Consider the following 24,612-nt stretch of genomic DNA (forward strand, 5'->3'; position numbering starts at 1 on the left):
GGGGTCAGTCACCACCTTCTGAGCACGCGTACGGCGATCAGGCGCGTACGGGTGTGCATCGTCAGGAGCTCGCCCGACTCGAAGAGGAGGCGCTTGGCGCCGCCGGGCAGTTGCCGGAGGTCAGCTACTCGGCACGGTTGGCCGCCGATCTGGATGACGTCGCCGCGCTGCACGGTGGCCGTGGTGATCTCGACCGGGGAGGCGAGTGCGCCGCCGGAGGGGAAGCTATTCATGAGGCGGCCTCCGGTGATGTGGTCGGGGAGTGGCAGGGGCAGATGCACGCCTCGTAGATGACGGGGATATCGATCGGTGCCGTCGTCGGGCACGAGTGCGCGCACTCGTGGTGGGTGCCGATATGGCATGAGCTGGACCGGTAAGGAGTGGCCGCCGACGATGGAACGCGCGTCATCCGTGGACCTCCGCCGGCGTGAAGCACGTGTGGGTGAGGAGGTGGTGCGGGACAGGTGTCGAGCGCTGTCGTGTGCGCTGCTCGCTGGCCAGGACGTACGGGCGGACGAGGGCCGTCTCCTCGCCCGGGAGGAAGTCCGTGCGGTCTTGGAGCTGCCGAAGGAGCAGCGTCAGTGCCTCGGACGGGTTGGGGTGGATGCGTACCGGGCGGGTGGGCTGTAAAGCGTCGTGGTGCCGGGGCTGTTGGGAGTACCGCTCTCTGGTGCGCGCGATGGCACGGCGGATACGGTTGAACACGCTGATCAGCTCCTATCGCTGATGGCCAGGTCCCCGGACATCGCCCGTCGCGGGGACCGCTTTGTTCACGGCGGCCCAGAGGGTTCGGCCGCCCAGGCTGGTGGCGAGGAGACCGAAGCGGTCCGCCTGTGCCACGACTTCCAGGGCCTCCCGCCATGTCTCGGCGGGGAGGGATTCCGGTACCTCCGCTTCGATGGACGTGTGTCTGGTGTGGTCGAGCACGCGTGTGGTGAGTCCGATGGCGGACAACCGGGCGGCGAGGGCCTCCGCGCTTACTTCTGGAGCAGGCACAGGGCAGCCTCCGTCACCGGCGATCACTTTCAGTGAAGCTAGTTAACTAGATTAGAGCTAGTGGACTAGATTTTCCATATGCCTGAGCAGCCGCCATACCTCCGCATCGCCGACGAACTGCGGCGGCGGATCGCGGAGCACGAGTGGACTCCTGGAGACCGGCTGCCCTCGCGGGCCCAGATCGGCCAGGAGTGCGGGGTGGGTGAGAACGTCGTTCGCCGGGCCCAGGAGCTGTTGATCTCGCAGGGGGTACTGGAGGGGCGAGCCGGGTCCGGGACCTACGTGGCCGAGCCCCGGGCGCGGGTGCGGATGGTTCGGTCTGCGGCGCGTGAGCAGCCCGACGGATCACCGTTCCGGGCAGACATGAAGGCCGTCGGGCTGAACGGCGGTTGGGAGAGCCGGACCGACGCGAAGGTGCCCGCGCCGGCCGAGATCGCTGCGCGGCTCGGGATTGGTGAAGGTGAACTGTGCGTCCGGACCGTGTACGAGTTCCTCGCCGACGGGCGGCCCGTGCAGCTGTCCACGAGCTGGGAGCCGTACGACCTGACCGGCGGGACCCTTGTCGTTCTGCCTGAGGGTGGGCCGCTTGCCGGGGTCGGCGTCGTGAACCGGATGGCGGAGATCGGCGTCACCGTCAGCCATGCCGTCGAGCAGCCCGAGCCGCGGCAGGCCACCGCCGAGGAAGCGTCGCTTCTCGGGATCCAGAAGGCCGCGCTCGTTACCCACATCCGGCGGACCTACTACAGCGACCAGGGGCGGCCCGTCGAGACCGCTGACATCGTCGTACCCGCCGCACTGTGCGAGATCGTCTACGAGATCCCCATCAACCACTAGGCAGCGATGTCAGTGCTCCGGCATACCTTCTCGCCATGGCGAACAGACCCCCTGAAAACTGGCGTGCCTGGATGGCGGAAGTGGCCCGCGACGTCGAGGCCGGAATCCTGGAGCCCGAGTGCGCCAGCGCGGCGGAGATGTACCCCGAGTCCTTGCTGAAGGCGACGGACGCAGCGCTGGAAGCGTTTGAGGCAGAGGTCCGAGGGCTCACTGAGCCTTCTGACGGCGACGTCTTCGGTGCGGTCGAGAGGGTCGTTCTCGCGCTCAACGCAGTCGATGACGGCGTTAGCCACGGTGGCGCCGGCTACTGCACCGAAGAACGGGAGCAGTTGTGCGAGTACATCGACCGCACCCTGGGCGAGCACGGTGTCGACGTGGCGGCCCTGGCGGCGAGGAAAGGCATCAACCGAGCCGAGATCACCGACGCCTGGCGCGACTGGTGACCGAAGAGCAGGCGGCCAGTCCTGACATCTACAGCTGACATCAACGGCCCCGAACGAGGGCGGTGCCAGGCGACTGCTGAGAGCGGGACCTGATCCGGTGCAGGGCCCTAAAGGACCTGCCTGACCGAACTTGTAAAGCGGGGGTCGTCGGTTCGAACCCGACAGGGGGCTCAAGGGCGAAGACCCCCGACCGATCACGGTCGGGGGTCTTCGACGTCCACGGGCCGAAGTGCGGGCGCAGCCTGAACCGTTCCTACCGGACGACGACGTTGTGCGCCGGGATGATCGTGGGCTGCACGTCGGCATGGCCGAGGTCGGCCAGGACCGGGCCGAAGGTCCTCGCGTGGGTTTCGAGGGCCTCTGCGCTCTCCCAGACCTCGGTCACGCGGAAGCCTCCGTCGACCGGCCCCGCCGCGTGAGAGATGAGACCCGTATTCGGCAGGTCGGCGAACTGTGTGAAGCCCTGCCCGGCGGTCACACGCTCGATGACCGCGTCGTAGAGCTCCTGCCCGGCGCCAGGGAGCTCGAAGGTGACGATGATGGCCATTCAGATGCCCCTATCTCGGTCCGCCGCATGGCTGCGGCAACGCCCGCGATCCTAGCGGTAGGTATTTGGGTGAGTTCGCAGAGTGACGAACCCTTGCGGTAGGCAACGCCCCGGCGCAGGAGGGGCGATTCCCCGGCGCCGGCCCTTTCCGTCACGGGGCCGTGCGGCGCCTGCTCGCGAGGCCTCCGATTCAGTCCAACGCAGCAGTTCGGCGTGCACATGGCGGGTGGGGCGCTGAGGGTGGGGTCATGGGCATACGACCTTGGGTAGTCGTCGAGCCACCTGACCGGCGTGGTCTGCGCCGGATCACCATTCATGGCAAGACAGTGGGCAGCGCCTGGTCGCTCGGTGAACTGCGAAAGGTCATCCGGCGCCTGGGCTACCCCGACGACATGGACCTCGACGACCCCTCGCGCGTTCACTGGCGTGGCGGTGACAGCAGCGTCTGGCCCGACGACCGGGGCTGGAGGCGGCACCTGGTCATCGGCCTCATGCTCGTGGGCCTGCTCGGCTCGACGGGTCTCCATCTCGTCATCGGCTGGGCGGACGCCCTGGGGGCGCTGACCTTCGCGCAACGGCTGGTCGGTGTTCTGTTCCTGTTGGCAGGCTTGGTTCAGGGGGCCGCGTTGCCCGCGGTCGTCGACCACTGGGGCCGCCGACAGGTCACGCTCTCCGGAGCGCTGGTCCTGCTCGGCGTGCTCATGGCGCTGGCCACCAGCACCCTTCTCCTGTTCCTGTGGCTGCAGGAGCGAGAGTTCATCGCCACCGTCCCGCTTTTCCTCGCCCTGTGGCTCTGGTCGCTGTGGGCCCTCCGCGTCCTCATCCTGGAAAAGGTGTGGAGAGGGATTCCCCACCCCAGGAAGTTCGCGGCAGGGATCACCATCACGGCGATCCTCACAGCCGTCAGCCTGGGCTACTCGTTGGTGTACCAACCCATCGCCGCTCCCCTGCACTTCGTCCTGAGAGCGGAATTCGGAAAACCGCAGACGGATGCCGATTCGCCCTATGTTCACGTTCCCCTCAAGCTCTCCGCGAAGAATGCCGGGGGGATCCCCGTGTACATCATCGTCGACGACTACTCGGTCTACGGGAAGACAGCGGAATTCGCTGGCGACGGCCAGGGGATGAAGGAATGGAAGAGTGACGAGGGAGACGTCTACTGGAACTCGGATGCGCAGGCCTTCGAGAAGGGGGCAACCGATGAGATCATCGCATCCGGGCAGTTCCAGGGACCTTGGTCGACCTTGGACATCGGGGAGGAGTTCAAGATGGAGAGAGTGATCACTCTCCCCAAGGCCACGAAGTTCGAGACGCTGGACGCCGAGCTTTCCTTCACCTTCCTGAGGCAGGATCGCGGAAAGCTCGACGATGATTTCTACGCCGACCCGTCCTGGGTCGAGGCGGACGGTGGGCGCTGCGCACCCGACGACTGCGGTGAGCAAGTCATGTATCACGGCAGGGTTCGCTACAACGCCAATTTGATCAACGTGACACGCAAGCCGCGCTATGCGGTGGCGTTCTGGTCGCCGCAAGACGTGATCAATGGCTTCGTCACCTCGATCGACCTCGCGGGGCGGGAGAAGACTCCGTCGGTCGACGAATTGTACGGAGACCTGGACGAGAACGAAACGCAGACAGAGGCCGAGAGGTACGGTCTCGGCTGGGTCTCCGTCAACTCGACGGTGTCCGTCAAGGGGCTGCTGAAGCAGGCGGCGGAGCCCTGAGCCGTGCGCGCAAGGTCGCGTCGGATCGCACCCGAGCCCGTCGTTCCTGTGTCCCGGACCGTCTTGGTCCGGGACACTTGTGCGTTACGGGGGCGTCAGCGTGTGGGGTGTTTTGGGGAGGGGTGCGGCGGATGAGTCGGCGGGCCGGTGGGCTGATCGGGGTGTGGGCCGAGCAGCAGCGGGTGGCGCAGCGGCAGCGGGAGGGGCAGCATCAGGCCGTCCTGCGGCAGCAGCGGGATGCCGAGCGGGTGCAGCGGGCGTACGAGCGGGACGTCGCCCGGATGCAGCGGGAGCAACGGGCCGCCTATCGGCAGCAGCGGGACGCGGATGCGTTGCGGCGGACCCAGGAGTTGGACGCGCGCGTGCAGGCGCTCGAGGGCTTGTTGGCCGCCGGGTGTCGAGCGCCTGCCTTCAGCGTCGAGGCGCTGCGGCGGGGGGAGGAGGTCGAGCCGTTCTCACCCGGGCCCTTGGGCGAGCCCGTACCCATGCCCGATCAGCGCTTCTATCAGCCCGAGAGTGCCTGGACCGCTTCCGGGCGGGCCCAGGCCGAGCGGGACGCGCGGGCCCGGTTCGAGCGTGACTGGTACGCGGCCCAGGCCGCCGAGGCCCGGCGGGTCGAGCAACTGGCCGCATACCGACGGGAGTACGACACTTGGGCCGCCGCGCGACTCGCCGAGATACGCGTGCACAACAGTGGGGTTGCCGGGACCGAGGCCGCCCTCGGCGGTGGGGATCCCGAGACCGTCGTCGAGTTCTTCTCCGCCGTGCTCTTCGCCTCCTCCGCATGGCCCGAGGGGTTTCCTCGTGAGGTGTCCGCCGCCTACGAGCCGGGTCGGCGCCGGCTCGTGCTCGATTGGGACCTGCCCGGGTACGACGTGGTGCCCGAGGCCAAGGGGGTCAAATACCTGCCCGGTACGGATCAGGAGAGGGAGGTTCCCCGGCCCGTCACCCAGCGGCGCGCCCTCTATCGGGACGTGGTCGCCCAGAGTGTGCTCCTCGCCCTGTACGAGCTCTTCGGAGCTGATCGCTTCGGCGTCCTGGAGGGCGTCACCCTCAACGGGTACGTAGGTGGGGTCGATCCCGCCACCGGGCTCGCCGGGCGCGTGTGCGTGGCCTCCGTCGCCGTGGAGCGGGGTGTCTTCGAACGGCTGAATCTTGAGTTCGTGGGCGCTGTGGAGTGTCTGACCGGGGCGCTTGCCGGGCGGCTGTCCGCCAAGCCCGACGAGCGGGTCGCCGTCGCGCCCCTGCTGACCCCTGAGCAGGTCGGGGCCGACGTCGTCGTGCAGGGGGACGGGGAGGAGCCCGATCTGCTCTCCATGGATCCCATCGCCTTCGAAGGGCTCGTCGCCCAGTTGTTCCAGGCCCGGGGGCTTCAGGCCGTCACCACCCAGCGGTCCAATGACGGCGGTGTGGACGTCGAGGCCCTCGACCCCGACCCCATCAGCGGCGGGTCCATCCTCGTCCAGGTCAAGCGGTACCGGAACACCGTCCCTCCCTCCGCCGTACGCGACCTCTTCGGGACCGTGCAGGGCGCGGGCGCCAACAAGGGCGTCCTCGTCACCACCTCCAAGTTCGGTCCCGGCTCCTACACCTTCGCCAACGGCAAGCCCCTCACCCTCATTTCCGGGACCGAGCTTGTCGATCTGCTTCATCAGCACGGGCTTCGGGGCCGGTTGGGGTCCGGGGCGTCACCCGTGGCCGCCGCTCCCACCGCCACCTCCACCCCCGAAGCCGATGCCGACTTCAATCTGCTCGGGATGGTGTGGGCCGGGGCTGCCGCGCTCGACGTCTGCGCGCTCGTCTGCGCCGGCAACCAGGTCCTCGGCGACGAGTGGTTCGTCTTCTTCAACAACCCCTCCACACCCGATGGTTCCGTGTCCATGGTCGCTGCCGCACCCGGCGACCGGGCCGCCGTCCGGGTCGGCTTCGACGCGCTGCCGGCGCGCGCCGATCGTCTTGTGCTCGTCGCGGCCGTCGATCCGGAGGTGAATCCGGAAGCGGATCTCGGGGGGTTCACCGACGCCGGGATTCGGCTGCGCGACGACTCCGGGGCCGAGCTCGACCGGCTCGTCGTCTCCGACGGGCGGCCCGGGGAGACCGCGCTCGTCCTCGGGTCCTTCCGGCGGCGCTCCGGGGGCGACTGGGACTTCGTCCTGGGCGGGAAGGGGTACCGGGGCGGGCTTGAGGAGCTCGTCGGGGACTTCGGCATTCAGGTGGAGTGAATCCGATGCGGACCGGCCAGGTGGAGTGAATCCGGTGCGGACCGGCCAGGTGGAGTGAATCCGGTGCGGACCGGCCAGGTGGAGTGACCCCCACGCGGACTGGCCGGAGGTGGGACCCCCACGCGGACTGGCCGGGGGTGGGAGCGCCCGGCGCTCCCACCCCCCTCCCTCAGCGACCGCTCAGGCGGTTCGCCAGGATCGCCACCCTGTCCGTCGTCGCCGCGTGGCCCGTCGCCTCGCGGCGGTCCGCGCCCCGGAAGGCCGCGTACATCGTCTGGACTCCCAGCCAGCGCAGCGGCTCCGGTTCCCACTTGCGGACCTTGTGGTTGACCCAGGGGAGGGCCGTGAGGTCGGTCGGGCCCGACTGGCCCGAGTCCTGCTGGATCAGGTCGCGGAGGGTGCGGGCCGCGAGGTTCGCCGTGGCGACGCCGGAGCCCACGTAACCGCCCGCCCAGCCCAGGCCCGTCGAGCGGTCCAGGGTGACCGTGGCGCACCAGTCGCGCGGGACGCCGAGGACGCCGGACCAGGCGTGGTCCACCCGTACCCCCGCCAGCTGGGGGAAGAAGCGGACCAGGATCTCGCGGAGGGCCTCGATGGTCTGGGGCTGCGTGCGGCCGTCGTTGTCCGTCTTCGAGCCGAAGCGGTACGGGACTCCCCGGCCGCCCAGGGCGATGCGGCCGTCGGCGGTGCGCTGGGCGTACATGTAGGCGTGCGCCATGTCGCCGAGGGTCTCGCGGCCGGCCCAGCCGACGGACTCCCACTGGGCGTCCGTGAGCGGCTCGGTGGCGATCATCGAGGAGTTCATGGGGAGCCATGTGCGGCGCTGGCCGGCGAGGGAGGCGGTGAAACCCTCCGTGCAGCGCAGGATGTACGGGGCGCGGACCGTCCCGTACGGGGTGACCGCGTGCTTCGGCTTGATCTCGGTGACCGGGGTCGATTCGTGGATCGTCACGCCGAGCGCCTCGACGGCCGCCGCGAGGCCCTTCACCAGCTTCACCGGGTGAAGGCGGGCGCCGTGCGGGGTCCAGGAGGAGCCGACCGCGCCGGTGACGCGGATGCGGTCGGAGGTCTCGCGCGCCCCGTACATCTCCCGATCCGTCTCGCCGAAGGCGATCTCGACCGCGTGGAAGTCCTTGAGGCGGGCGAGCTGGGCGGGGGAGAGGGCGACTTCCAGGACGCCGCCGCGGTGTTGATCGGCCTCGATCTTCTCGGTCTCGCAGACGTCGAGGACTTCGGTGACGGTGGCGTTCATGGCCTGCTGGAGGCGGACGGCCGCCTCGTGGCCGTGGAGTTTCGCGTAGCGGTCGCGGCCGGCGATGCCGTTGTAGAGCCAGCCGCCGTTACGGCCGGAGGCTCCGTACCCGCAGAACTTCGCTTCGAGGACGGTGATGTTGAGGAAGGGGACGGCCTTCTTGAGGTAGTAGGCGGTCCACAGGCCCGTGTAGCCGCCGCCGACGATGCAGATGTCGGCGGTGGTGTCGCCGGGGAGCGGTTCGCGGGGGTCGGGGGCGCCGTCCTGCGCGTACCAGAACGAGATGCCGCCGTTGACCGTACTCATGTGTATCCCTCTTCCGGGTGCGTGGGCGGGAGGTTACCGGGGGCCTTGGTCCTGTGGATACGGGTCCTTCGGCAGCGATTCCCGGACGGGGCCCGGCCTAGGTTCGAGGGTGGCCGGCGCAGGCGTGGCGGCTGCGGATTCCGTTGCTCCGGAAGGACTCTCCCATGCCCGTACGCAGGACCCGGCGCCTGGTCGCCGCGGCTGTCTCAGCAGGTCTCATCGGCCTTGTGGTGGTGGGGTGTTCGGAGGGAGGGACGCCGGTGGCCGCGGCGGTGGCCGTGGTTCCCGCGGAGCACGCGGACGTGTTGGCGAGGCTTCCCGCGGCCGCGGACGGTACGAAGATCGTCGTCGGTGACGCGAAGGCTCCGCACACGGTGACGGTGTACGTCGATCCCCGGTGCAGCTACTGCGCGAGGTTCGAGGCGAGCGCCGGCACGGTCCTCGCGGAGGAGGCCGCGGCGGGCAGGGTGAAGGTCGAGTACGTCGTCGCCTCCTTCCTCGACGCACGGACCGGCGGTACGGCTTCGGCGCGGGCCGCGAGCGCGCTGCGGGCGTCGGTGGACGCGGGGCCGGGGAAGTTCGCCTCGTTCCAGACGGCGCTCTTCGCCTCGCAGCCCGGCGGGGAGGCTTCGCAACCGGGAGGGGAGGCTTCGCAGCCCGGCGGGGAGTCCGAGGACGGCTTCTCGGCCGATTACCTGCTGCGGATCGCGGACCAGGTGGAGGGGCTGCGGAGCGCGGCCTTCGACCGGGCCGTGCGGGAGGACACGTACCGGCGGTGGGTGGTGGAGGCGGAGAAGGCCTTCGAGGACTCGGGAGTGGGCGGGACGCCGACCGTCCTGGTGGACGGGACGGCGCTGCCGGGCGGCGACGCACTGTACGACGCCACGGAATTCTCGAAGGCGCTCCGCGACGCCGGTGTCTAGGGTCGTGGGGTGATTCACGTACCCGAGGAACTGGCCCGGTCGCAGGCGAAGTACAACGGTGAGGCGGGGCGGGCGTTCGTCGCCGGGCTGCCCGATCTGGCCGAGGACTTCCTCGGCCGGTGGGGGCTGCGGGTCACGGGCCCCTCGATGTACGGGATGGCCTCCCTGGTCCTGCCCGTCGAGCGGGTCGCGGACCGCACCCGCGCGGCGCTCAAGATGCAGATCCTGGACGAGGAGACCGAGGGGGAGCCGATCGGCCTGCGCGCCTGGGACGGGGCCGGCTCGGTACGGCTCCTCGACCACGACGCCGCCACGGGCACGATGCTCCTGGAGCGGCTCGACGAGGCCCGGCCGCTGACGTCCGTCACCGACACCCGGGAGGCGCTGGGCATCGTCGCCGGGCTGCTCGCCCGACTGGTGGCGGTCCCGGCGCCGGCCGGACTGCGGGGGCTCGGCGACATCGCGGCCGGGATGCTCGCGGAGGTCCCGGAGGCGACGGCACACCTCGGCGCGGAGGACGCGGCGGTGCTGCGGGACTGCGCGGCCGCGGTACGGGATGTGGCGGGCGAACCCGGCGACCGGCTGCTCCACTGGGACCTGCACCTGGGGAACGTCATGGCGGGCGAACGCGAACCGTGGCTGGCGATCGACCCGAAACCGCTGGCGGGCGACCCGGGCTTCGAGCTGCTGCCGGCCCTGATGGACCGCTTCGATCCCGACGACGTCCTGTGGCGCTTCGACCTGCTGGCGGCGGTCGTCGGGGACCGGGAGCGCGCGGTGGCGTGGACGCTGGGCCGGGTGCTGCAGAACGGCCTGTGGGACGTGGAGGACGGGGAGCCCGGCCTGGACGCGGAACAGGTGGAGGTGGCACGGATCCTGCGGGCCGCGAGGGCGTGAGCGGTGCGACTGGTGTGACCGGCACGACCGGCGCGACCTGCGCGACCAGTGCGACCGGCACGACCTACGCGACCCGTGCGTCCCATGCCTGTGCGGAACTCGCTCGCCAGGACCGCCGGGTCCTTGGCAGGCTGGTCCCATGATCCGTACAGCCACGCCCGCCGATGTTCCCGTGATCCACGCCCTCGTCCGTGACCTCGCGGAGTACGAGAAGGCCCTCGACGAGGTCCGTACGACCCCCGAGCAACTCCACGAGGCCCTCTTCGGCGAGCGCCCCGCCGCCTTCGCGCACGTTGCCGAGACAGAGTCCGGCGAGGTCGTCGGCTTCGCGATCTGGTTCCTCAACTTCTCGACCTGGCGAGGAGTCCACGGCATCTACCTGGAGGACCTGTACGTCCGCCCGGAGGTGCGGGGCGGCGGCCACGGCAAGGCACTGCTCACCGAACTGGCCCGGATCTGCGTCGAGCGCGGGTACGAGCGCCTGGAGTGGTCCGTACTCGACTGGAACAAGCCGTCGATCGACTTCTACGAGTCCCTCGGCGCCCGCCCGCAGGACGAGTGGACGGTCTACCGGCTGACGGACGGGGCGCTGGCCGAGCTCGGTGGGGCGGGGGTGTAGGAAGGGTGCATGGATAAGGACATTGAGCAGCGGTTTCAGCGGATCACGGCCTTCATCGAAGCGCGGTTGACGCCGCTCTTCGACCCGGCGAACGGCAGCGACCACGGCTTCGGCATGGACGACACCTCCCGGGCCCTGCGCGCCACGCGCTACACGGTGCAGGCCGCCTCCGCCGTCAACGGGCTCGTGGAGAAGCGGGAGTCGGCGCCGGAGCTGCGGCAGGTGGTGGACCAGGCGCTGGAGCACAACTGGGACGTGCTGCGCTCCATCGCCCGGATGTGGGAGGACCACCCCGACTTCCTGAAGGAGTTCAAGGCGCACTCCTGGGATGTGGTCGGGGTCTGAGACCCCGAAGACCTCCTGAACGGTCGGGCGGGCTCAGGGCACCAGCACCACCTTGCCCGTCGTGCCCCTGGTCTCCAGGGCGCGGTGGGCGCCCGCCGCGTCCGCGAGCGGGAAGCGGTGGACGGCCGGGCGGAGGGTGCCCGTGGTCGCCGCGTCGAGGGCGGCGAGTTCGAGGTTGCGGACGTCGCCGCCCGCCTTCTGGATCATGACGGGGCCGAGGACGGACTCCGAGGTGATGCCGCGCGCGGCCAGCTCCTCCGGCGTGAAGGTGAGTGCCTCGCCGTCGTGGAGTCCGGCGCCCGACCAGCCGAACACGACGTGCTGCCCGCCCTTGCCGAGGAGGTCGACGGCGGCCCGGCCCGTGTCGCCGCCGACCGAGTCGAAGACGACGGTGGCGGTGCGCCCGCCCAGGTACGCGCGGACCTTCTCCGGCCAGTCGGGCTGCTTGTAGTCGACGGCCAGGTCGGCGCCGTTCTCCCGGACGAGTGCGACCTTCGCCGGGCCGCCGGCGAGGCCGATGACGGTGGCGCCGGCGTTCTTGGCGTACTGGACGAGCAGGGTGCCGATGCCGCCGGCCGCGGCGGGGACGATCGCCACCGAGTCGGGGCCGAGTGCGGTGAACTGCAGGATGCCCAGGGTGGTGCGGCCGGTGCCGATCATGGCGACGGCCTCCGCCTCGCCGAGGTGGTCGGGCAGGGCGTGGAGGCGGGCGGCGTCGGTGACGGCGAGTTCGGAGTACCCGCCGGGGGCCATGCCGAGGTGGGCGACGACCCGCTTGCCGAGCCAGCCGGGGTCGGTGCCCTCGCCGAGCGCGTCGACGGTGCCGGCGACCTCGCGCCCCGGGATGGTGGGCAGTTCGGCGGGCGCCGGGAACGGGCCCGTCATCCCCTGCCGGAGCGCGGTGTCGAGGAGGTGCACGCCGGCCGCCGCGACCTTGATGCGGACCTGGCCGGGGCCCGGTACGGGGTCGGGGGTCTCCTCGTACGTGAGGTTCTCGGCGGGGCCGAAGGTGTGGAGGCGGATGGCGTGCATGGTGTTCCCCTGTCGTGGTGAGCCGTGGTGAGCAGTGCTGCGACTCGGTGAGCCGTGCTGCGACCCGGTGAGCCGTGCAGCGACCCGGTGAGCCGCGCTGCGACCCGGTGAGTCGTGTGGCGACGTGGTGACAGGGGCAAGCCTCTTACCTCAAGCATGCTTGAGGTCAAGGCCCTGCCTGAGATCGACGCGTTCCGCGCGCAGCGCCAGCGACACCGCCTCGACCGCGCTCGTGAACGACACCTCCGCGAGGACGCCGGGCGCCGCCACCTGGTCGCCCACCAGGTACACGCCGTCGCCCCGGTCGATGGCCGGCCGGTCGCGCCAGGTGGTGCCCGGCCGGTCGACTGCTCCCGTACGCCCCTGGGACACCGACTCCCGACGCCACACCGTCCGCTCGCGCCAGCCGGGGAAACCGAGGTCGAGGAGGCGTTCCGCGTGGGCGACGCCGTCCGCCTTCGACTCGCCGGGGCCGATCGGCAGCTGGGCCTGGATCAGCTGCTGCCCGGCCGGGGCCAATGAGGGGTCCTGGGCCGTGAACCGCTCGATCCAGCCCGGCGCGTCCAGGTCCGAGATCACGAACGGGTCCCCCTTCCGGGTGCGCAGCGCGAGGTCGAACAGGACCGTACGGCCGCTCTCCCAGGTCAGCGACGGGTCGCCGAGGAGCCGGGCGGCGGCGGGCAGGGAGGTGGCGACGACCACGGGTCCCTCGCCGAGCGGCAGGCCGTCGAGGCAGTCGACACGGGACGACGTCTCGATCCGTACGCCGGTCTCCCACGCGCGCGCGACCATCCGCTCGATCAGCTCGCCCCAGCCGCCCCGGATGAAGTGCGCCTCGGGCGGCACGGCGGCGGCACGGTGCAGGCGTTCCTGCACGAAGCGGGCGGAGAGCGCGCCGGGGTCGTGGTGGAACAGCGCGACCCCCGCGTACGCGGCGGCCGCGTGCGCGGTGCGCTCGCCCGCGAGCCCGGTGGCCCAGGTGCGGAAGTCGAGGTCCACGGGGGCCTTTTCGGCGGTACGGAGGGACTGGCGCAGCAGCCCGAGCGGCGGCGCGAGGCGCAGGGCGCCGGCGCGGTGGAAGCGGAAACGGAGGGATTCGGAGGCCGGGAGCGGGGCCAGCGGGCCGAGGAGGCCGCGCTGCTTGAGCCAGGTCCAGTGGGGGCCGCCGGAGTAGATCGCGTGCGGGCCTTCGTTGGTGCGGTACGGGCCCTCGGCGGTACGCGCCCGGCCACCGGGGGTCCGGTGCGCCTCGTGCAGGGTCACCTTGACGCCGGCCTCGGCGGCGGTGATGGCCGCGGTCAGTCCGGCGAAGCCGCCGCCGATGATCGTGAGCTTCCGCATGCCCGTCTCCCATTCCCTCGTTCGACCTCGTGTCCGGCTCGTGTCCGGTCGCAAGGGGGACGGGGGGAGGGGCCGCGTTCGTGACATCGGAGGCGTTGTCAGTGGCGTACATCACTATGAGGTCATGGCGACGACTCGGAAGAAGAAGGCGGCGGTTGCCGGGGCGCGGAGGCCGGAGGTGCGGCTTCCTCCCCTGGAGACGTACGAGGGAGGGCTCGAACCGGACGGGGACTACGACGGCCTCGAACTGGCCGGGCTCGACCTCACGGGCCAGTCGGGGGAGGGTGCGCGGTTCCTGGACTGCGCGCTGCGGGAGTGCGGGCTCGACGAGGCGCGGCTGACGGGGGCCCGGTTCCTCGACTCGGTGCTGACCGGCGTACGGGGGGTGGGGACGGTCCTCGCCGGGGCGCAGCTGCGGGACGTGGAGCTCGTCGACGCGCGGCTCGGCGGGGCGCAGTTGCACGGGGCGGTGCTGGAGAGAGTGGTGGTGCGGGGAGGGAAGAGCGACTACCTGAATCTGCGGTCGGCGAAGCTGAAGGACGTCGTCTTCGAGGGGTGCGTGCTGAGCGAGCCCGACTTCGGGGGCGCGGTGCTCGAACGGGTGGAGTTCGTGGACTGCGTGCTCACGGGGGTGGACTTCAGCGGGGCGCGGCTCAAGGACGTGGACCTGAGAGGGGCCCAGCGGCTGGAGATCGCGCGCGGGGTGGAGTCGCTCGCGGGCGCGGTGATCTCGACGGCCCAGCTCTTCGACCTGGCGCCGGTGCTCGCGGCGCAGCTGGGAGTGCGGGTGGAGGGGTAGGGGCGGGGGAGGACCCGGGGGGTCAGGGCAGGCGGGGGAAGCGGGCCTGGAGGGACCAGACGGCCGGGTTGTCGGCGAGGCCCTCGTGCATGTCCGTGAGGTCGGCGATCAGGTCGTGCAGGAAGTCGCGGGCCTCGCGGCGCAGCGCGGAGTGGTTGAACGTGATCGGCGGTTCGTCGCCCGGCATCCAGTCGGCCTCGACGTCCACCCAGCCGAAGCGGCGCTCGAAGAGCATGCGGTCCGACGACTCGGTGAAGTCGAGCTCGGCGTACTGCGACTTGGCGGAGCGGTTGCCGCGCGGGTCCTGGTCGAGCTGCTCGACGATGTCGCACAGGGCCCAGGCGAAGTCGAGCACCGGCACCCATCCCCAGGCTGTGGAAACTTCGCGGTCCACCTTGGTGTCGGCGAGGTACACGTCCCCGCAGAACAGGTCGTGGCGCAGGGCGTGGACGTCCGCGTGGCGGTAGTCGGTCTGCGGCGGGTCGGGGAAGCGACGCGAGAGGGAGTAGCCGATGTCGAGCACGGGACCGATGGTGTCACGGCGCCAGGCCCACCTCGTACGCGAGGATCACCAGCTGCACCCGGTCGCGGGCGTCCAGCTTGGTGAAGAGACGCGCCACGTGCGCCTTGGCGGTGGCCGCGCTGATGTGGAGCCGTTCCGCGATCTCGCCGTTGGACAGGCCCCGGCCGACGAGGGCGAGCACCTCGCGCTCCCGCGCGGTGACCCCGGCGAGGGCGCGCGGCGGGAGGGACGCCGGGCCGAGGTCGGGGGTGGGCTCCGGGCGGGCCGCGAACTCCTCGATCAGGCGGCGCGTGACACCCGGCGCGATCAGGGCGTCCCCTGCGGCGACGACGCGGATCGCCGCGAGGATGTCGTCCAGGGCCATGTCCTTGACCAGGAAGCCGCTCGCCCCGGAGCGGAGCGCACCGTACACGTACTCGTCGTCGTCGAAGGTGGTGAGGACGAGGACCCGGGGCGCGCCGGGTCCGGCCGTGACGATCCGGGTCGCCTCGATGCCGTCCATGCGGGGCATCCGCACGTCCATCACGACCACGTCGGGCCGCAGGTCGCGAGCGAGCCGGACGGCCTCGTCGCCCGTGCCCGCCTCGCCGACCACGAGGAGGTCGGGGCTGTCCGCCATCAGCACGTGCAGGCCCGCCCGGACCAGCGGCTGGTCGTCGACGAGGAGGACATGGATCGGGGCGGCGGCGCTGCTCATGGGGCGGGGGTTCCTTCCGGAGCCGGGAGGGGTGACGTCGGCGGCAGCGGCAGCGGCAGCGGCCGGGGCAGGGGCAGTACGGCGGTCACGTGGAAGCCGCCGCCGGGGCGCGGGCCCGCCGAGAAGCGGCCGCCGAGGAGCGCGGCGCGTTCCCGCATACCGACGATGCCGTACCCGGTCGAGGCCGGTGCGGTGGGTGCAGTGGGTGCGTTGCCGGGCTTCGCCGGGTGGCCGTCGTCCGTGATCTCGACGAGGAGGCTGTCCTCGCCCCGCTCCACGGTCACCCGGCAGGCGGGCGTGCCCGCGTGGCGTACGACGTTGGTCAGCGACTCCTGCACGATGCGGTACGCGGCGAGGTCGACCTCCGGTGGCAGTGACCGCTCCGGGTCGCCGAGGTGCCGCATCTCGACCCGTACGCCCGCGTCCGCCGTCGATGCGACGAGCCGGTCCAGGTCGGCGAGGCCCGGCGCCGGATCGCGTGGTGCGGGCGCGTCCCCCGCCCCGTGCCCGGGGGAGTCCTTCGCGGAGGCCCGCAGTGCGCCCAGGGTGCGGCGCAGACCGGCGAGGGTCTCCCGGCTGGTGGTCTCGATGGTGGCGAGGGCGTTGCGGGCCTCGGCGGGCTGGGTTTCGATGACCCGGCGGCCGACGCCCGCCTGGATGGCGATGACGCCGATGCTGTGCGCGATCACGTCGTGCAGCTCGCGGGCGATCCGCAGCCGTTCGGCGGTGACGGCCTCGGCCGCCGTCCGGGCGCGCAGCTCGGCCGCGTGCGCGCGCCGCTCACGGGTGGAGTGACCCAGCAGCCCGGCGGTGAACAGTGCGAGCGTCAGGGTCACGACCGTGGTGACGAACATGTCCTGGCCGGAGGTCACGTACAGCGCCGAAACGATCTGCACGGTGAGCGTCACCGCGGCGGCGGGCAGCGTCACCCGGAACGGACGGTGGGCCGCCAGCCATCCGACGCAGGCGTCGGCGGCGAGGACCGGAAGGTACGTCAGCTCGGGGTACGGCCGGGTCGTCGACGCGGCGAACAGGGCGACGAGGAGCAGGCCGAGGGCCACCTCGGGCCTGCGCCGCACGAGGGGCAGCAGGAGGCCCACGCCGACGGCGGTGAGGAAGAGTCGCAGCTCGGTGGAGCGGAACGGCCCCGCCTGCACGCCCATGAAGAGGACGAAGGGGTGCGCGGCGGCCGCGCACCAGGCCAGGACCGCGGAGGCGCGCCCGCCCGGGGCGAGGGTGGACGTGGGGGTGCTGGTGGGCGGGGCGGTGGCGGGCATGGGCCGATCGTAGGCGCGGGCGGGCGGCCGGACATCGGCCTCCGGGCGTACGCCCGTGGGCCACTGCCGGCTGCTCGTTTGCCGCCGGCGGGCCGATGCCGGCGGGGGTGCGGTCCCGGCAGCGTGGACCGGGTGATCGAAGTCGACGAACTGACCAAACGTTACGGCCGCCGGCCGATCGGCCCGCAGAGGCTGATCCGCCCGCTGAGGTCGATCCGCCCACAGCGGCTGATCCGCCCGCACCGCGCTCCCGCCGACCGACCCGCCACCGACCGCCCTGACGTGGACCGACCCGCCGCCGACCGACCCGCCGCCGACCGGCTCGCCGTCGACCGGCTCGGATTCACCGTCCGGCCCGGGCGCGTGACCGGGTTCCTCGGGCCCAATGGGGCCGGGAAGTCCACGACCCTGCGGTTGATCCTCGGGCTCAACGAGCCCACGTCCGGGAGCGCGACCGTCGGGGGGCGCCGGTTCAGGGACCTGCCCCGGGGGCTGCACCACGTCGGGGCGCTGCTCGACGCGCACGACGTGCACGGCGGACGGACCGCCGAGGGCCATCTCGCCGCGCTCGCCCGTACCAACGGCATCCCGCGCCGCAGGGTCGGCGAGGTCCTCGACGAGGTGGGTCTCGCCGAGGCGGCCCGCCGCCGGATCGGCGGCTACTCCCTCGGCATGAAGCAGCGGCTCGGGATCGCCGCCGCCCTGCTCGGCGACCCGCCCGTGCTGCTGTTCGACGAGCCGGTCAACGGCCTCGACCCGGAGGGTGTGCTGTGGGCGCGCGGGCTGTTCCGGCGGCTCGCCGCCGAGGGACGCACGGTGTTCGTCTCCAGTCATCTGATGAGCGAGATGGAGCACACCGCCGACGATCTCGTCGTCATCGGTCGCGGCAGGCTGATCGCCGCCGAGAGCCTGGCGGACTTCGCCGCGCGCGGCACCGGCCGGGGCGTGACCGTACGGACCTCCGACCCGGCGGCCGGACCGGGCCTCGCCGCCGTACTGACCCGCGCCGGGGCGACCGTGCGACTGCCTGAAGAGGGAGCCGGGCCGTTCACCGTGACCGGGATGGGCGAGGACCGGATCGGGGTGCTCGCCTTCCGGAACGGCACGCCGCTCGCCGAACTGGCGTCGCGCGGCTCGTCCCTGGAGGACGCGTTCATGGAACTGACCGCCGACAGCGTCGAGTACCAGAGAAAGACCGAGTACCAGAGAAAGAACGAGCACCAGAGGAAGAACGAGCACCAGAGGAAGGCCGAGCACGAGAGGAAGGAGGGAGCCCGATGAACGCCCGTTTCCGTGATCTCCTCGCCGGCGAGTGGATGAAGCTGTGGTCCCTGCGCTCCACACCCTGGGCGTTCGGCGTCGGGGCGGTCGCCGTCCTCGGCGTCAACCTCAACGCGACCTTCGCCGACTACCGGAACTACCCGCACTATGCCGAGGGCATCCGCGAACTCTTCGTGCCCATCTGGGCGATGCGGGACGCCTTCACGCTCGGCGGGGCCATGGTGTTCATGCTCGCGACCGGCGCCATCGGCGCGCTCGTGATCGTCGGCGAGTACGGCACCGGGCAGATCCGTACGACCTTCACCGCCGTGCCCGACCGGCGGGCCGTGGCGGCGGCGAAGACGCTCGTCCTGGCGGGCGTCATGCTCGTGTACGGGGCCCTCGTCGCCGGAGTGTCCTTCGCCGCCACGCAGGCGGTGCTGTCCGGCCGGGACGTGGGCATGTCGATCGACCACCCGGGTGCGGCGGCGGCCGTCGCCGCGTCCGCGCTGCTCGCCCCCGTGTGCGCGCTCGTCGGTTTCGGCCTCGGGGCGCTGCTGCGGCACACGGCGACGACGATCGTCACCCTCACCTGCGTGCTGCTCCTGCTGCCGGCCCTGATGGACGCCCGCAACCGCTGGGGTGCGACGTTCCTGCACGCTCTGCCGCAGGGTGCGTGGAAGCGGCTGACGGAGGTGGGGGACTCGCCGGTTCCGGTGGACTACCCGTGGACGACGGGCGGGGCGTGGACGGTGTACGCGGTCTGGTCGCTCGCCGCGGTGGCGGTGGCCCTGGTCGCGGTCCACCGCCGGGACGTATGAGACCCGTGCGGCACACGGTTCAGCGGCGGCCGTGCACCGCGCGGGCGACCCGCGGGCCCAGCCAGCGCTTGAAGCGGCGCAGTGGTTCCAGCTGTTCGGCGGCCCGGTCGATGCGGTAGTAGAGCTGCGGCGGGATGTGGGGGAGCAGCGGCGAGTGGCGCTGGCCCAGGAGCGCGAACATCTGCGCCGGTTCCAGGCGCATGTAGCGCGGGAGGTTCTCGTACCACTGGGCGCTGTAACGGGCCGCGCTCTGCGCGGAGACGAGCTCGGCGCGGCGCCGCTTCCCGTACGTGGTGAGGGCGGCGTCGAGGCCGGCGGGGGAGCGCAGTGCCTCGGGGCCGCGCAGCGCGTCCGCCAGGGCGAGCGCGTCCTCCAGCGCCAGCGTCGTGCCCGCGCCGATCGAGTAGTGCGTGGTGTGGGCGGCGTCGCCGAGGAGGACGAGGTTGCCGCGGTGCCAGACCCGGTTGGTGAGGGTGCGGAAGGTGAGCCACTGGGCGGCGTCGTCGGCCCGGTCCCGGCCGATCAGCTCGTGCCCGTCGAGGAGGTCGTGGAACAGCTTCTCCAGGAGGTGCAGGCTGTCGGCCTCGCCGAGCGTGTCGAGACCGAGACCGGTCCACGTCTCCCGGGAGCACTCGACGACACAGGTCGATCGTTCGCCGCTGAACCCGTAGGCGTAGCACCAGATCCAGCCGTGCTCGGTCTCCTTGAAGGCGAAGCTGAAGGAGTCGAAGACCTTGGTGGTGCCGAGCCAGATGTACTGGTTGCGGCCGCTCGTGACCGTGCTGCCGAAATGCTCGGGGTGGGCCTCGCGGAGCGCGCTGTTGACGCCGTCGGCCGCGACGACCAGATCCGCGTCGGCCAGCGCGGGCGCGTCCGGGCCCGCGATGTCGTGCTCGAACTCGACCCGTACGCCGAGCTCCTCGGCCCGGTCGGCGAGCAGCGCGAGCATCCGCCGCCGCCCGATGCCGAAGCCCGCGTCGCCCCGGTGGACGGTTCGTTCGTCACGGACGATCGCGACCCCGTCGGTCCAGGTCACCGACGCCTCGGCGACGGCGGCAGCGGACTCGGGGTCGCCCGCGCGCAGCTTGTCGAGGAGCCCGGCCCAGTACGTCACACCCCAGCCGTACGTGGAACCCGCGGGGTTCCGCTCGTACACGGCGATCTCATGGGCGGGGTCCTGCCGCTTCAGCAGGATCGAGAGGTAGAGGCCGGCGGGTCCGCCGCCGACGATCGCGAGCTTCACGTGCGCTCCCACTGGACTGACCGGGCCTGAGGCATGACACCGTGCTGTCGGACGGCAACGCACAGTAGCAGTGGTGGGGCCCTGGGTACGCACGAGGCGCGGTCTGCCGCAGCAGTCGGCGGTCCTTCGCCACCGCGACCGCACCGTCTACGGCAGGAGGCGCCGTTCCTTCGCCACCGCGACCGCGCCCGCGCGCGTGTCGACGCCGAGCTTCGCGTAGATGCGGCCGAGGTGGGTCTTCACCGTCGCCTCGCTGATGAACAGGGCCCGCGCGATCTCGCGGTTGCCGAGGCCCCGCCCCAGCTGGCCCAGGATGTCCCGCTCCCGGTCCGTCAGGCTCGGGCCCGCCGCGCCGCGCATCCGGTCCATGACCCGGCTGGCGACCGGCGGGGAGAGGGCGGTGCGACCCTGGGCGGCCGAGTGGATCGCGGCGAACAGCTCCTCCGGGCGCTCCGCCTTCAGGAGGTAGCCGGTCGCGCCCGCCTCGATCGCCCGCGTGATGTCGGCGTCCGTGTCGTACGTGGTGAGGACGAGGACGTGGACACCCGTGGGCGCGATCAGGCGGGTCGCCTCCACGCCGTCGATGCCCGCGCCCAGCTGGAGGTCCATCAGGACGACGTCCGGCTTCAGCTTCGCGGCCATCGCGACGGCCTCCTCGCCGCTGCCGGCCTCGCCGACGACCTCGATGTCGGGGGTGCTGCCGAGCAGGGCCAGCAGGCCGGCGCGGACGACGACATGGTCGTCGCAGAGGAGGATCCGTACGGACATCACGACTCCAGGGAGAGCGGGTTCGGGAGCGGGTTCGAGGGCGGGCCCGGCGGTGGGGTGGAGTGCGGGTTCGAGAGCGAGTTCGAGTGCGGGTTCGAGAGCGGGATCGAGGCCGAGAGCACCGTGCCCTCGCCCGGCGTCGACTCGACTGTCAGGGTGCCGCCCAGTTGCCGCGCCCGCACGCGCATCGCGGGCAGCCCGTGCCCCCGTACCCCGCCCGGCTTCTCGACCGGGTCGAAGCCGCGGCCGTCGTCGGCGATGTCCAGGACCACCTGGTCGTCGAGGTACGTGAGGGTCAGGGCGGCGGAGTCGGCGCCGGCGTGCTCGCGGATGTTGGCGAGCGCGCCCTGCGCGATCCGGAGCAGCGCCGACTGCACCCGTTCGGGGAGCGGCACCGCGGCCCCGTCGACCCGGAAGGCCGCCGACTCGCGCGCGGCCAGGCCGCGCAGCGCCTCTTCGAGGCCGCCGCCCTCGGCGAGGTCGGCGGGGGCGAGGTCGTGCACGAAACGGCGGGCCTCGGCAAGGTTGCGCTCCGCGATGGACTCGGCCGTACGGACATGGCGGCGGGCGGTGGCCGGGTCGCTGTCCCAGGTGCGGTCGGCCGCCTGGAGCAGCATCTGCTGGCTGGACAGGCCCTGCGCCAGGGTGTCGTGGATCTCCATGGACAGCCGCTGGCGCTCGGCGAGGGTGCCCTCGCGGCGCTCGATCGCGGCGAGTTCGCGCCGGGTGCGGATCAGGTCGTCGATGAGTGCCCGCTGACGGGCCGCCTGCCGGTCCGAGTACACGAACACCCCGGTGGCGATCGCGGCGACGGCCGGCGGGGCGACGATCAGGTTCGGGTCCCAGCCGCCGTGCGCGAGCTGCACCTGCGCGAACACCACGAACGCGGTGAGCAGGGTGACCAGGCCGAGCGCGGCCCGCGCCGGGAGGGTGCGCAGGCCCGTGTAGAAGAGCGGCACCGCGCACCAGGCGAAGCTCGGCGCGAGGACGACGAGCAGGATCCAGACGGCGACGACCGTGCCCAGCCAGGCGATCCGGCGGGGCGCGGCGCGGGTGCCGACGACGGGGCCGAGGAGGTAGAGGGAGGCGAGGGCGCCGGAGAGGGCGACGATCCAGGGGCTGCGGTCCTCCCAGGGGTGGCGCAGCAGGAAGCGGGCGAGCGAGGCGCCGAGGAGGAGGAAGAAGGCGATGTGCATGACCCGCGCGAGCCAGGGGGCGTCGGGGTCCTGCTCGGTCGCGGGCGGGCGGTTCGCGTGTCTGCCGCTGTGGTCCTTGGGCCGTGTCACGTTCCCACCTCCCTGCCTTCCTGACCTGGGGATATCTGTCCATCCTGACCCGGAGGGACCACGAGGGCATCAGCCGATCGGCTGACCCGGCCGTCCTCCAGTGTGCGTGAGGAGGGCAGCCGGACCGTGGACCGTACGGCCCGGGCTCCGGCCACAGGATTGGTTGCAGAGCGAAGGAGCAGCACCCCGCCCCGCAAGGAGCGGCCCCCCGCCCCGCAAGGAGCGGCACACACGGCTCCGCAAGGAGCGGTACAACGCCCCGCCGCTCGGCCGACCTCCTCCTCCCGACCCTCACTCACCTCACGGAGTTCCTCATGAAGAAGATCCTCTTCGGTGCCACCGCCGCAGCTGTCGTCGCCGCCGGTACGTTCGGCGCGGTCTCCGCGAACGCCTCCGCCCCGGCCGCCGCCCCCGCCGCCGTGGTCCGCGCCGACGCCGGCAACGACAACCTGCAGCAGTCGACGCACCTGACGATCGAGGCCGCCACCAAGGCCGCCCAGGCGACCCTCGACGCCGCCGAGAAGGAGAACCAGCGCGTCTCCGTCGCCGTCGTCGACCGCAACGGCAACACCATCGTCACCCTGCGCGGCGACGGTGCCGGTCCGCAGTCCTACGAGTCCGCCGAGCGCAAGGCGTACACCGCGGTCTCCTGGAACGCCCCGACCTCCGTCCTCGCCGGCCGCCTCGCCCAGGCCCCGACCCTCAAGGACATCCCCGGCACCCTCTTCCTCGCCGGTGGTGCCCCGGTGACCGCCAAGGGCGCCCCGATCGCGGGCATCGGTGTCGCCGGCGCCCCCTCGGGCGACCTCGACGAGAAGTTCGCCCAGGCCGGCGTCGCCGCCCTCGGCAAGTAGCCGGGCCGTAGCCCACGGCTACCCCACAGCTGGTGACGGCGCCCGGATCCCCCGCCGGGCGCCGTCACCTTTTCCGTATCGGCCCTGCTTAGGATCGATACGTGACCCAGCGCAACCGGACCGGAGCAGCCGCCGGCGGCCTCGCCGCCGCCCTCACCGCGCTCGCGCTCCTCGCGGGCGGCTGTACGGAGGCCACCGGTGGTGTCCGGGGGACCCCAGGGTCCGCCGGGCTGCGCGACCCCTACTTCCCGAAGCTCGGCAACGGCGGCTACGACGTGCGCCACTACGCCCTCACCCTCGCGTACGACCCCCGGACCGGGCGGCTCGACGGCACCGCCGAGATCACCGCCCGCGCCACGCAGGACCTCAGCGCCTTCAACCTCGACCTCTCCGGGCTCACGGTCGACCGGGCGTCCGTCGACGACGCCCCCGCCGCGGTCAACCGCGCCGGGAACGAGCTGACCCTCCGGCCGAGCGAGGAGATCCGCGAGGGCGCTGCGTTCAAGGCCACCGTCACGTACGGGGGCGTGCCCGAGTCGATCACGGACGCGGACGGCTCCGAGGAGGGCTGGCTGCGCACCGACGACGGAGCCGTCGCGGTCGGCGAACCGGCCGGCTCGATGACCTGGTTCCCCGGCAACCACCACCCCTCCGACAAGGCCGCGTACGAGCTCACGCTCACCGTCCCGGCCGGGCTCGAAGGCCTCTCCAACGGCGTCAGGACCGCCCGCAGGACGGCGGCCGACGGCCGCGTGACCACCGAGTGGCACACGACCGAGCCGATGGCGAGCTATCTGGCGACGGTCGCGATCGGCCACTTCGTGACGGACGAGACGGGCGGGAAGGACGAGACGGGCAGGAAGGACGAGACAGGCAGCGCAAGCCCGCCAGCGACGGCGAAGACCTCTCGCCCCGTCCCCGTCCCCGTCCCCATCCCCGTCCTCACCGCCGCCGAGCCGTCCGTCGCCGCCGCCAGTGCCACCCTGCGCGGTGAGATCCCCCAGATCCTCGACCGGCAGGCGAAGCGCTTCGGGCCGTACCCCTTCTCCACCGCCGGGGCGATCGTCACCGAGGACGGGACGCTCGGGTACGCCCTGGAGACCCAGAGCCGGCCGGTCTTCCCCGCCGCCTCCTTCGACCGGACGACCCTGGTGCACGAGCTGGCCCACCAGTGGTTCGGGAACTCGGTCACGCCCGCGAGCTGGCGGGACCTGTGGCTGAACGAGGGCTTCGCGACGTACGCCGAGTGGCTGTACACGGAGGAGTACGAGCACGTCCCCGCGCGGACGCACTTCGAACGGGCCTTCGCCCAGGACGCCAACTGGGCCTTCCCGCCGGCCGACCCGCCCACCGCCGAGAACCTCTTCGACCCGCCCGTGTACCAGCGGGGCGCGATGGTCCTTCACAAGCTCCGCGAGACCGTCGGGGACAGGACCTTCGACGAGATCCTGCGCGGCTGGCCCGCGAAGTACCGTCACGCCAACGCCACCACGGCCGACTTCACCGCCTACGCGGAGTCCGTGGCCGGACGCGATCTCGACGCGCTGTGGGACGTCTGGCTGTTCGGCGGCGAGAAGCCGGATCGCCCCTAGCGGCTCTGACC

General features: G+C 71.9%; 26 protein-coding genes. 13 read left to right on the forward strand and 13 right to left on the reverse strand.

Annotation, left to right across the window (positions count from 1 at the left end; translation table 11 throughout):
• Positions 1-8 precede the first annotated feature (8 nt).
• The 3 genes from OG462_RS24250 to OG462_RS24260 all read right to left on the reverse strand — a co-directional run bounded on the left by OG462_RS24250 (position 9) and on the right by OG462_RS24260 (position 996).
• Positions 9-233 carry a hypothetical protein gene (locus OG462_RS24250; RefSeq protein WP_073917670.1) on the reverse strand — a complete coding sequence of 75 codons (225 nt, stop codon included), beginning with the start codon at positions 231-233 and terminating at the stop codon, positions 9-11.
• A 172-nt stretch (positions 234-405) separates the two neighbouring features.
• Positions 406-705, reverse strand: coding sequence for a hypothetical protein (locus OG462_RS24255; protein WP_406060643.1), 300 nt, complete (start codon positions 703-705; stop codon positions 406-408).
• A gap of 12 nt (positions 706-717) precedes the next feature.
• The gene (locus OG462_RS24260; RefSeq protein WP_406060646.1) at positions 718-996 is read right to left on the reverse strand and encodes a hypothetical protein; all 279 of its coding nucleotides are present in this window, start codon (positions 994-996) and stop codon (positions 718-720) included.
• Between the two features lie 78 nt (positions 997-1,074).
• Between OG462_RS24260 and OG462_RS24265 the strand changes: the two genes are divergently transcribed.
• Together OG462_RS24265 and OG462_RS24270 are read left to right on the forward strand one after the other, a co-directional pair.
• Positions 1,075-1,830, forward strand: a complete 756-nt coding sequence (locus OG462_RS24265) for a GntR family transcriptional regulator (protein WP_406060647.1) — start codon at positions 1,075-1,077, stop codon at positions 1,828-1,830.
• Positions 1,831-1,865: 35 nt separating this feature from the next.
• On the forward strand, positions 1,866-2,273 hold the full coding sequence (locus tag OG462_RS24270; protein ID WP_406060649.1) for a hypothetical protein: 408 nt from the start codon (positions 1,866-1,868) through the stop codon (positions 2,271-2,273).
• A 253-nt stretch (positions 2,274-2,526) separates the two neighbouring features.
• Here the strand turns inward: OG462_RS24270 and OG462_RS24275 are convergent, their stop codons facing one another.
• Positions 2,527-2,820: a hypothetical protein gene (locus OG462_RS24275; protein WP_406060650.1), complete on the reverse strand. Its 294-nt coding sequence runs from the start codon at positions 2,818-2,820 to the stop codon at positions 2,527-2,529.
• A gap of 248 nt (positions 2,821-3,068) precedes the next feature.
• On the opposite strand from OG462_RS24275, the gene OG462_RS24280 reads away from it, so the two are divergent.
• Positions 3,069-4,544, forward strand: a complete 1,476-nt coding sequence (locus OG462_RS24280; RefSeq protein WP_406060651.1) for a hypothetical protein — start codon at positions 3,069-3,071, stop codon at positions 4,542-4,544.
• Between the two features lie 131 nt (positions 4,545-4,675).
• Positions 4,676-6,766, forward strand: a complete 2,091-nt coding sequence (locus tag OG462_RS24285; protein WP_406060653.1) for a restriction endonuclease — start codon at positions 4,676-4,678, stop codon at positions 6,764-6,766.
• Positions 6,767-6,935: 169 nt separating this feature from the next.
• Here OG462_RS24285 and OG462_RS24290 read toward each other — a convergent pair whose 3' ends face one another.
• A complete protein-coding gene (locus OG462_RS24290; protein ID WP_406060655.1) occupies positions 6,936-8,324 on the reverse strand; it encodes an NAD(P)/FAD-dependent oxidoreductase in 1,389 nt (462 codons plus the stop codon).
• Positions 8,325-8,488: 164 nt separating this feature from the next.
• Between OG462_RS24290 and OG462_RS24295 the strand changes: the two genes are divergently transcribed.
• The 4 genes from OG462_RS24295 (at position 8,489) to OG462_RS24310 (ending at position 11,108) form a co-directional block, all read left to right on the forward strand.
• On the forward strand, positions 8,489-9,247 hold the full coding sequence (locus tag OG462_RS24295) for a DsbA family protein (protein WP_406060657.1): 759 nt from the start codon (positions 8,489-8,491) through the stop codon (positions 9,245-9,247).
• Between the two features lie 9 nt (positions 9,248-9,256).
• On the forward strand, positions 9,257-10,144 hold the full coding sequence (locus OG462_RS24300; RefSeq protein ID WP_406060658.1) for an aminoglycoside phosphotransferase family protein: 888 nt from the start codon (positions 9,257-9,259) through the stop codon (positions 10,142-10,144).
• A gap of 139 nt (positions 10,145-10,283) precedes the next feature.
• A complete protein-coding gene (locus tag OG462_RS24305) occupies positions 10,284-10,763 on the forward strand; it encodes a GNAT family N-acetyltransferase (protein ID WP_406060659.1) in 480 nt (159 codons plus the stop codon).
• A 9-nt stretch (positions 10,764-10,772) separates the two neighbouring features.
• Complete coding sequence (locus OG462_RS24310) at positions 10,773-11,108, forward strand: hypothetical protein (RefSeq protein WP_406060661.1); 336 nt, start codon at positions 10,773-10,775, stop codon at positions 11,106-11,108.
• Positions 11,109-11,141: 33 nt separating this feature from the next.
• Here OG462_RS24310 and OG462_RS24315 read toward each other — a convergent pair whose 3' ends face one another.
• Both OG462_RS24315 and OG462_RS24320 read right to left on the reverse strand, forming a co-directional pair.
• Positions 11,142-12,140: a zinc-binding dehydrogenase gene (locus tag OG462_RS24315; protein WP_406060663.1), complete on the reverse strand. Its 999-nt coding sequence runs from the start codon at positions 12,138-12,140 to the stop codon at positions 11,142-11,144.
• A 150-nt stretch (positions 12,141-12,290) separates the two neighbouring features.
• Positions 12,291-13,481: an NAD(P)-binding protein gene (locus OG462_RS24320; protein ID WP_406060665.1), complete on the reverse strand. Its 1,191-nt coding sequence runs from the start codon at positions 13,479-13,481 to the stop codon at positions 12,291-12,293.
• Positions 13,482-13,605: 124 nt separating this feature from the next.
• On the opposite strand from OG462_RS24320, the gene OG462_RS24325 reads away from it, so the two are divergent.
• The gene (locus OG462_RS24325) at positions 13,606-14,280 is read left to right on the forward strand and encodes a pentapeptide repeat-containing protein (protein WP_406060667.1); all 675 of its coding nucleotides are present in this window, start codon (positions 13,606-13,608) and stop codon (positions 14,278-14,280) included.
• A gap of 22 nt (positions 14,281-14,302) precedes the next feature.
• On the opposite strand, the gene OG462_RS24330 is transcribed toward OG462_RS24325, so the two are convergent.
• From OG462_RS24330 to OG462_RS24340, 3 genes are read right to left on the reverse strand one after another with little or no spacing between them, the layout of a single operon-like run.
• Positions 14,303-14,803: a hypothetical protein gene (locus OG462_RS24330; protein ID WP_406060669.1), complete on the reverse strand. Its 501-nt coding sequence runs from the start codon at positions 14,801-14,803 to the stop codon at positions 14,303-14,305.
• 13 nt (positions 14,804-14,816) lie between these two features.
• On the reverse strand, positions 14,817-15,500 hold the full coding sequence (locus tag OG462_RS24335) for a response regulator (RefSeq protein WP_406060671.1): 684 nt from the start codon (positions 15,498-15,500) through the stop codon (positions 14,817-14,819).
• Complete coding sequence (locus OG462_RS24340; protein ID WP_406060673.1) at positions 15,497-16,777, reverse strand: sensor histidine kinase; 1,281 nt, start codon at positions 16,775-16,777, stop codon at positions 15,497-15,499. Before OG462_RS24340 ends, OG462_RS24335 begins: the two co-directional genes overlap by 4 nt.
• Positions 16,778-17,059: 282 nt before the next feature.
• Between OG462_RS24340 and OG462_RS24345 the strand changes: the two genes are divergently transcribed.
• The gene (locus OG462_RS24345) at positions 17,060-18,058 is read left to right on the forward strand and encodes an ATP-binding cassette domain-containing protein (protein ID WP_406066689.1); all 999 of its coding nucleotides are present in this window, start codon (positions 17,060-17,062) and stop codon (positions 18,056-18,058) included.
• Positions 18,055-18,858, forward strand: a complete 804-nt coding sequence (locus OG462_RS24350; RefSeq protein ID WP_406060674.1) for an ABC transporter permease — start codon at positions 18,055-18,057, stop codon at positions 18,856-18,858. Before OG462_RS24345 ends, OG462_RS24350 begins: the two co-directional genes overlap by 4 nt.
• Before the next feature lie 19 nt (positions 18,859-18,877).
• On the opposite strand, the gene OG462_RS24355 is transcribed toward OG462_RS24350, so the two are convergent.
• The 3 genes from OG462_RS24355 to OG462_RS24365 form a co-directional block, all read right to left on the reverse strand.
• The gene (locus tag OG462_RS24355) at positions 18,878-20,101 is read right to left on the reverse strand and encodes an FAD-dependent monooxygenase (protein WP_406060676.1); all 1,224 of its coding nucleotides are present in this window, start codon (positions 20,099-20,101) and stop codon (positions 18,878-18,880) included.
• Between the two features lie 147 nt (positions 20,102-20,248).
• On the reverse strand, positions 20,249-20,869 hold the full coding sequence (locus OG462_RS24360; RefSeq protein ID WP_030223700.1) for a response regulator transcription factor: 621 nt from the start codon (positions 20,867-20,869) through the stop codon (positions 20,249-20,251).
• Complete coding sequence (locus OG462_RS24365; protein ID WP_406066691.1) at positions 20,869-22,065, reverse strand: sensor histidine kinase; 1,197 nt, start codon at positions 22,063-22,065, stop codon at positions 20,869-20,871. Before OG462_RS24365 ends, OG462_RS24360 begins: the two co-directional genes overlap by 1 nt.
• A gap of 404 nt (positions 22,066-22,469) precedes the next feature.
• Between OG462_RS24365 and OG462_RS24370 the strand changes: the two genes are divergently transcribed.
• Both OG462_RS24370 and OG462_RS24375 read left to right on the forward strand, forming a co-directional pair.
• A complete protein-coding gene (locus OG462_RS24370) occupies positions 22,470-23,009 on the forward strand; it encodes a heme-binding protein (protein WP_406060678.1) in 540 nt (179 codons plus the stop codon).
• A 101-nt stretch (positions 23,010-23,110) separates the two neighbouring features.
• A complete protein-coding gene (locus OG462_RS24375) occupies positions 23,111-24,601 on the forward strand; it encodes a M1 family metallopeptidase (protein ID WP_406060680.1) in 1,491 nt (496 codons plus the stop codon).
• Positions 24,602-24,612: the final 11 nt, after the last annotated feature.

Source organism: Streptomyces sp. NBC_01077, from assembly GCF_045162855.1.
Lineage (GTDB): Bacteria > Actinomycetota > Actinomycetes > Streptomycetales > Streptomycetaceae > Streptomyces.

Coding starts and splice junctions, on each gene's coding strand:
- OG462_RS24250 (WP_073917670.1), bottom strand. CDS start 233: ATGAATAGCTTCCCCTCCGGCGGCGCACTCGCCTCCCCGGTCGAGATC.
- OG462_RS24265 (WP_406060647.1), top strand. CDS start 1,075: ATGCCTGAGCAGCCGCCATACCTCCGCATCGCCGACGAACTGCGGCGG.
- OG462_RS24270 (WP_406060649.1), top strand. CDS start 1,866: ATGGCGAACAGACCCCCTGAAAACTGGCGTGCCTGGATGGCGGAAGTG.
- OG462_RS24275 (WP_406060650.1), bottom strand. CDS start 2,820: ATGGCCATCATCGTCACCTTCGAGCTCCCTGGCGCCGGGCAGGAGCTC.
- OG462_RS24280 (WP_406060651.1), top strand. CDS start 3,069: ATGGGCATACGACCTTGGGTAGTCGTCGAGCCACCTGACCGGCGTGGT.
- OG462_RS24285 (WP_406060653.1), top strand. CDS start 4,676: ATGAGTCGGCGGGCCGGTGGGCTGATCGGGGTGTGGGCCGAGCAGCAG.
- OG462_RS24290 (WP_406060655.1), bottom strand. CDS start 8,324: ATGAGTACGGTCAACGGCGGCATCTCGTTCTGGTACGCGCAGGACGGC.
- OG462_RS24295 (WP_406060657.1), top strand. CDS start 8,489: ATGCCCGTACGCAGGACCCGGCGCCTGGTCGCCGCGGCTGTCTCAGCA.
- OG462_RS24305 (WP_406060659.1), top strand. CDS start 10,284: ATGATCCGTACAGCCACGCCCGCCGATGTTCCCGTGATCCACGCCCTC.
- OG462_RS24310 (WP_406060661.1), top strand. CDS start 10,773: ATGGATAAGGACATTGAGCAGCGGTTTCAGCGGATCACGGCCTTCATC.
- OG462_RS24315 (WP_406060663.1), bottom strand. CDS start 12,140: ATGCACGCCATCCGCCTCCACACCTTCGGCCCCGCCGAGAACCTCACG.
- OG462_RS24320 (WP_406060665.1), bottom strand. CDS start 13,481: ATGCGGAAGCTCACGATCATCGGCGGCGGCTTCGCCGGACTGACCGCG.
- OG462_RS24325 (WP_406060667.1), top strand. CDS start 13,606: ATGGCGACGACTCGGAAGAAGAAGGCGGCGGTTGCCGGGGCGCGGAGG.
- OG462_RS24335 (WP_406060671.1), bottom strand. CDS start 15,500: ATGAGCAGCGCCGCCGCCCCGATCCATGTCCTCCTCGTCGACGACCAG.
- OG462_RS24340 (WP_406060673.1), bottom strand. CDS start 16,777: ATGCCCGCCACCGCCCCGCCCACCAGCACCCCCACGTCCACCCTCGCC.
- OG462_RS24350 (WP_406060674.1), top strand. CDS start 18,055: ATGAACGCCCGTTTCCGTGATCTCCTCGCCGGCGAGTGGATGAAGCTG.
- OG462_RS24360 (WP_030223700.1), bottom strand. CDS start 20,869: ATGTCCGTACGGATCCTCCTCTGCGACGACCATGTCGTCGTCCGCGCC.
- OG462_RS24365 (WP_406066691.1), bottom strand. CDS start 22,065: ATGCACATCGCCTTCTTCCTCCTCCTCGGCGCCTCGCTCGCCCGCTTC.
- OG462_RS24370 (WP_406060678.1), top strand. CDS start 22,470: ATGAAGAAGATCCTCTTCGGTGCCACCGCCGCAGCTGTCGTCGCCGCC.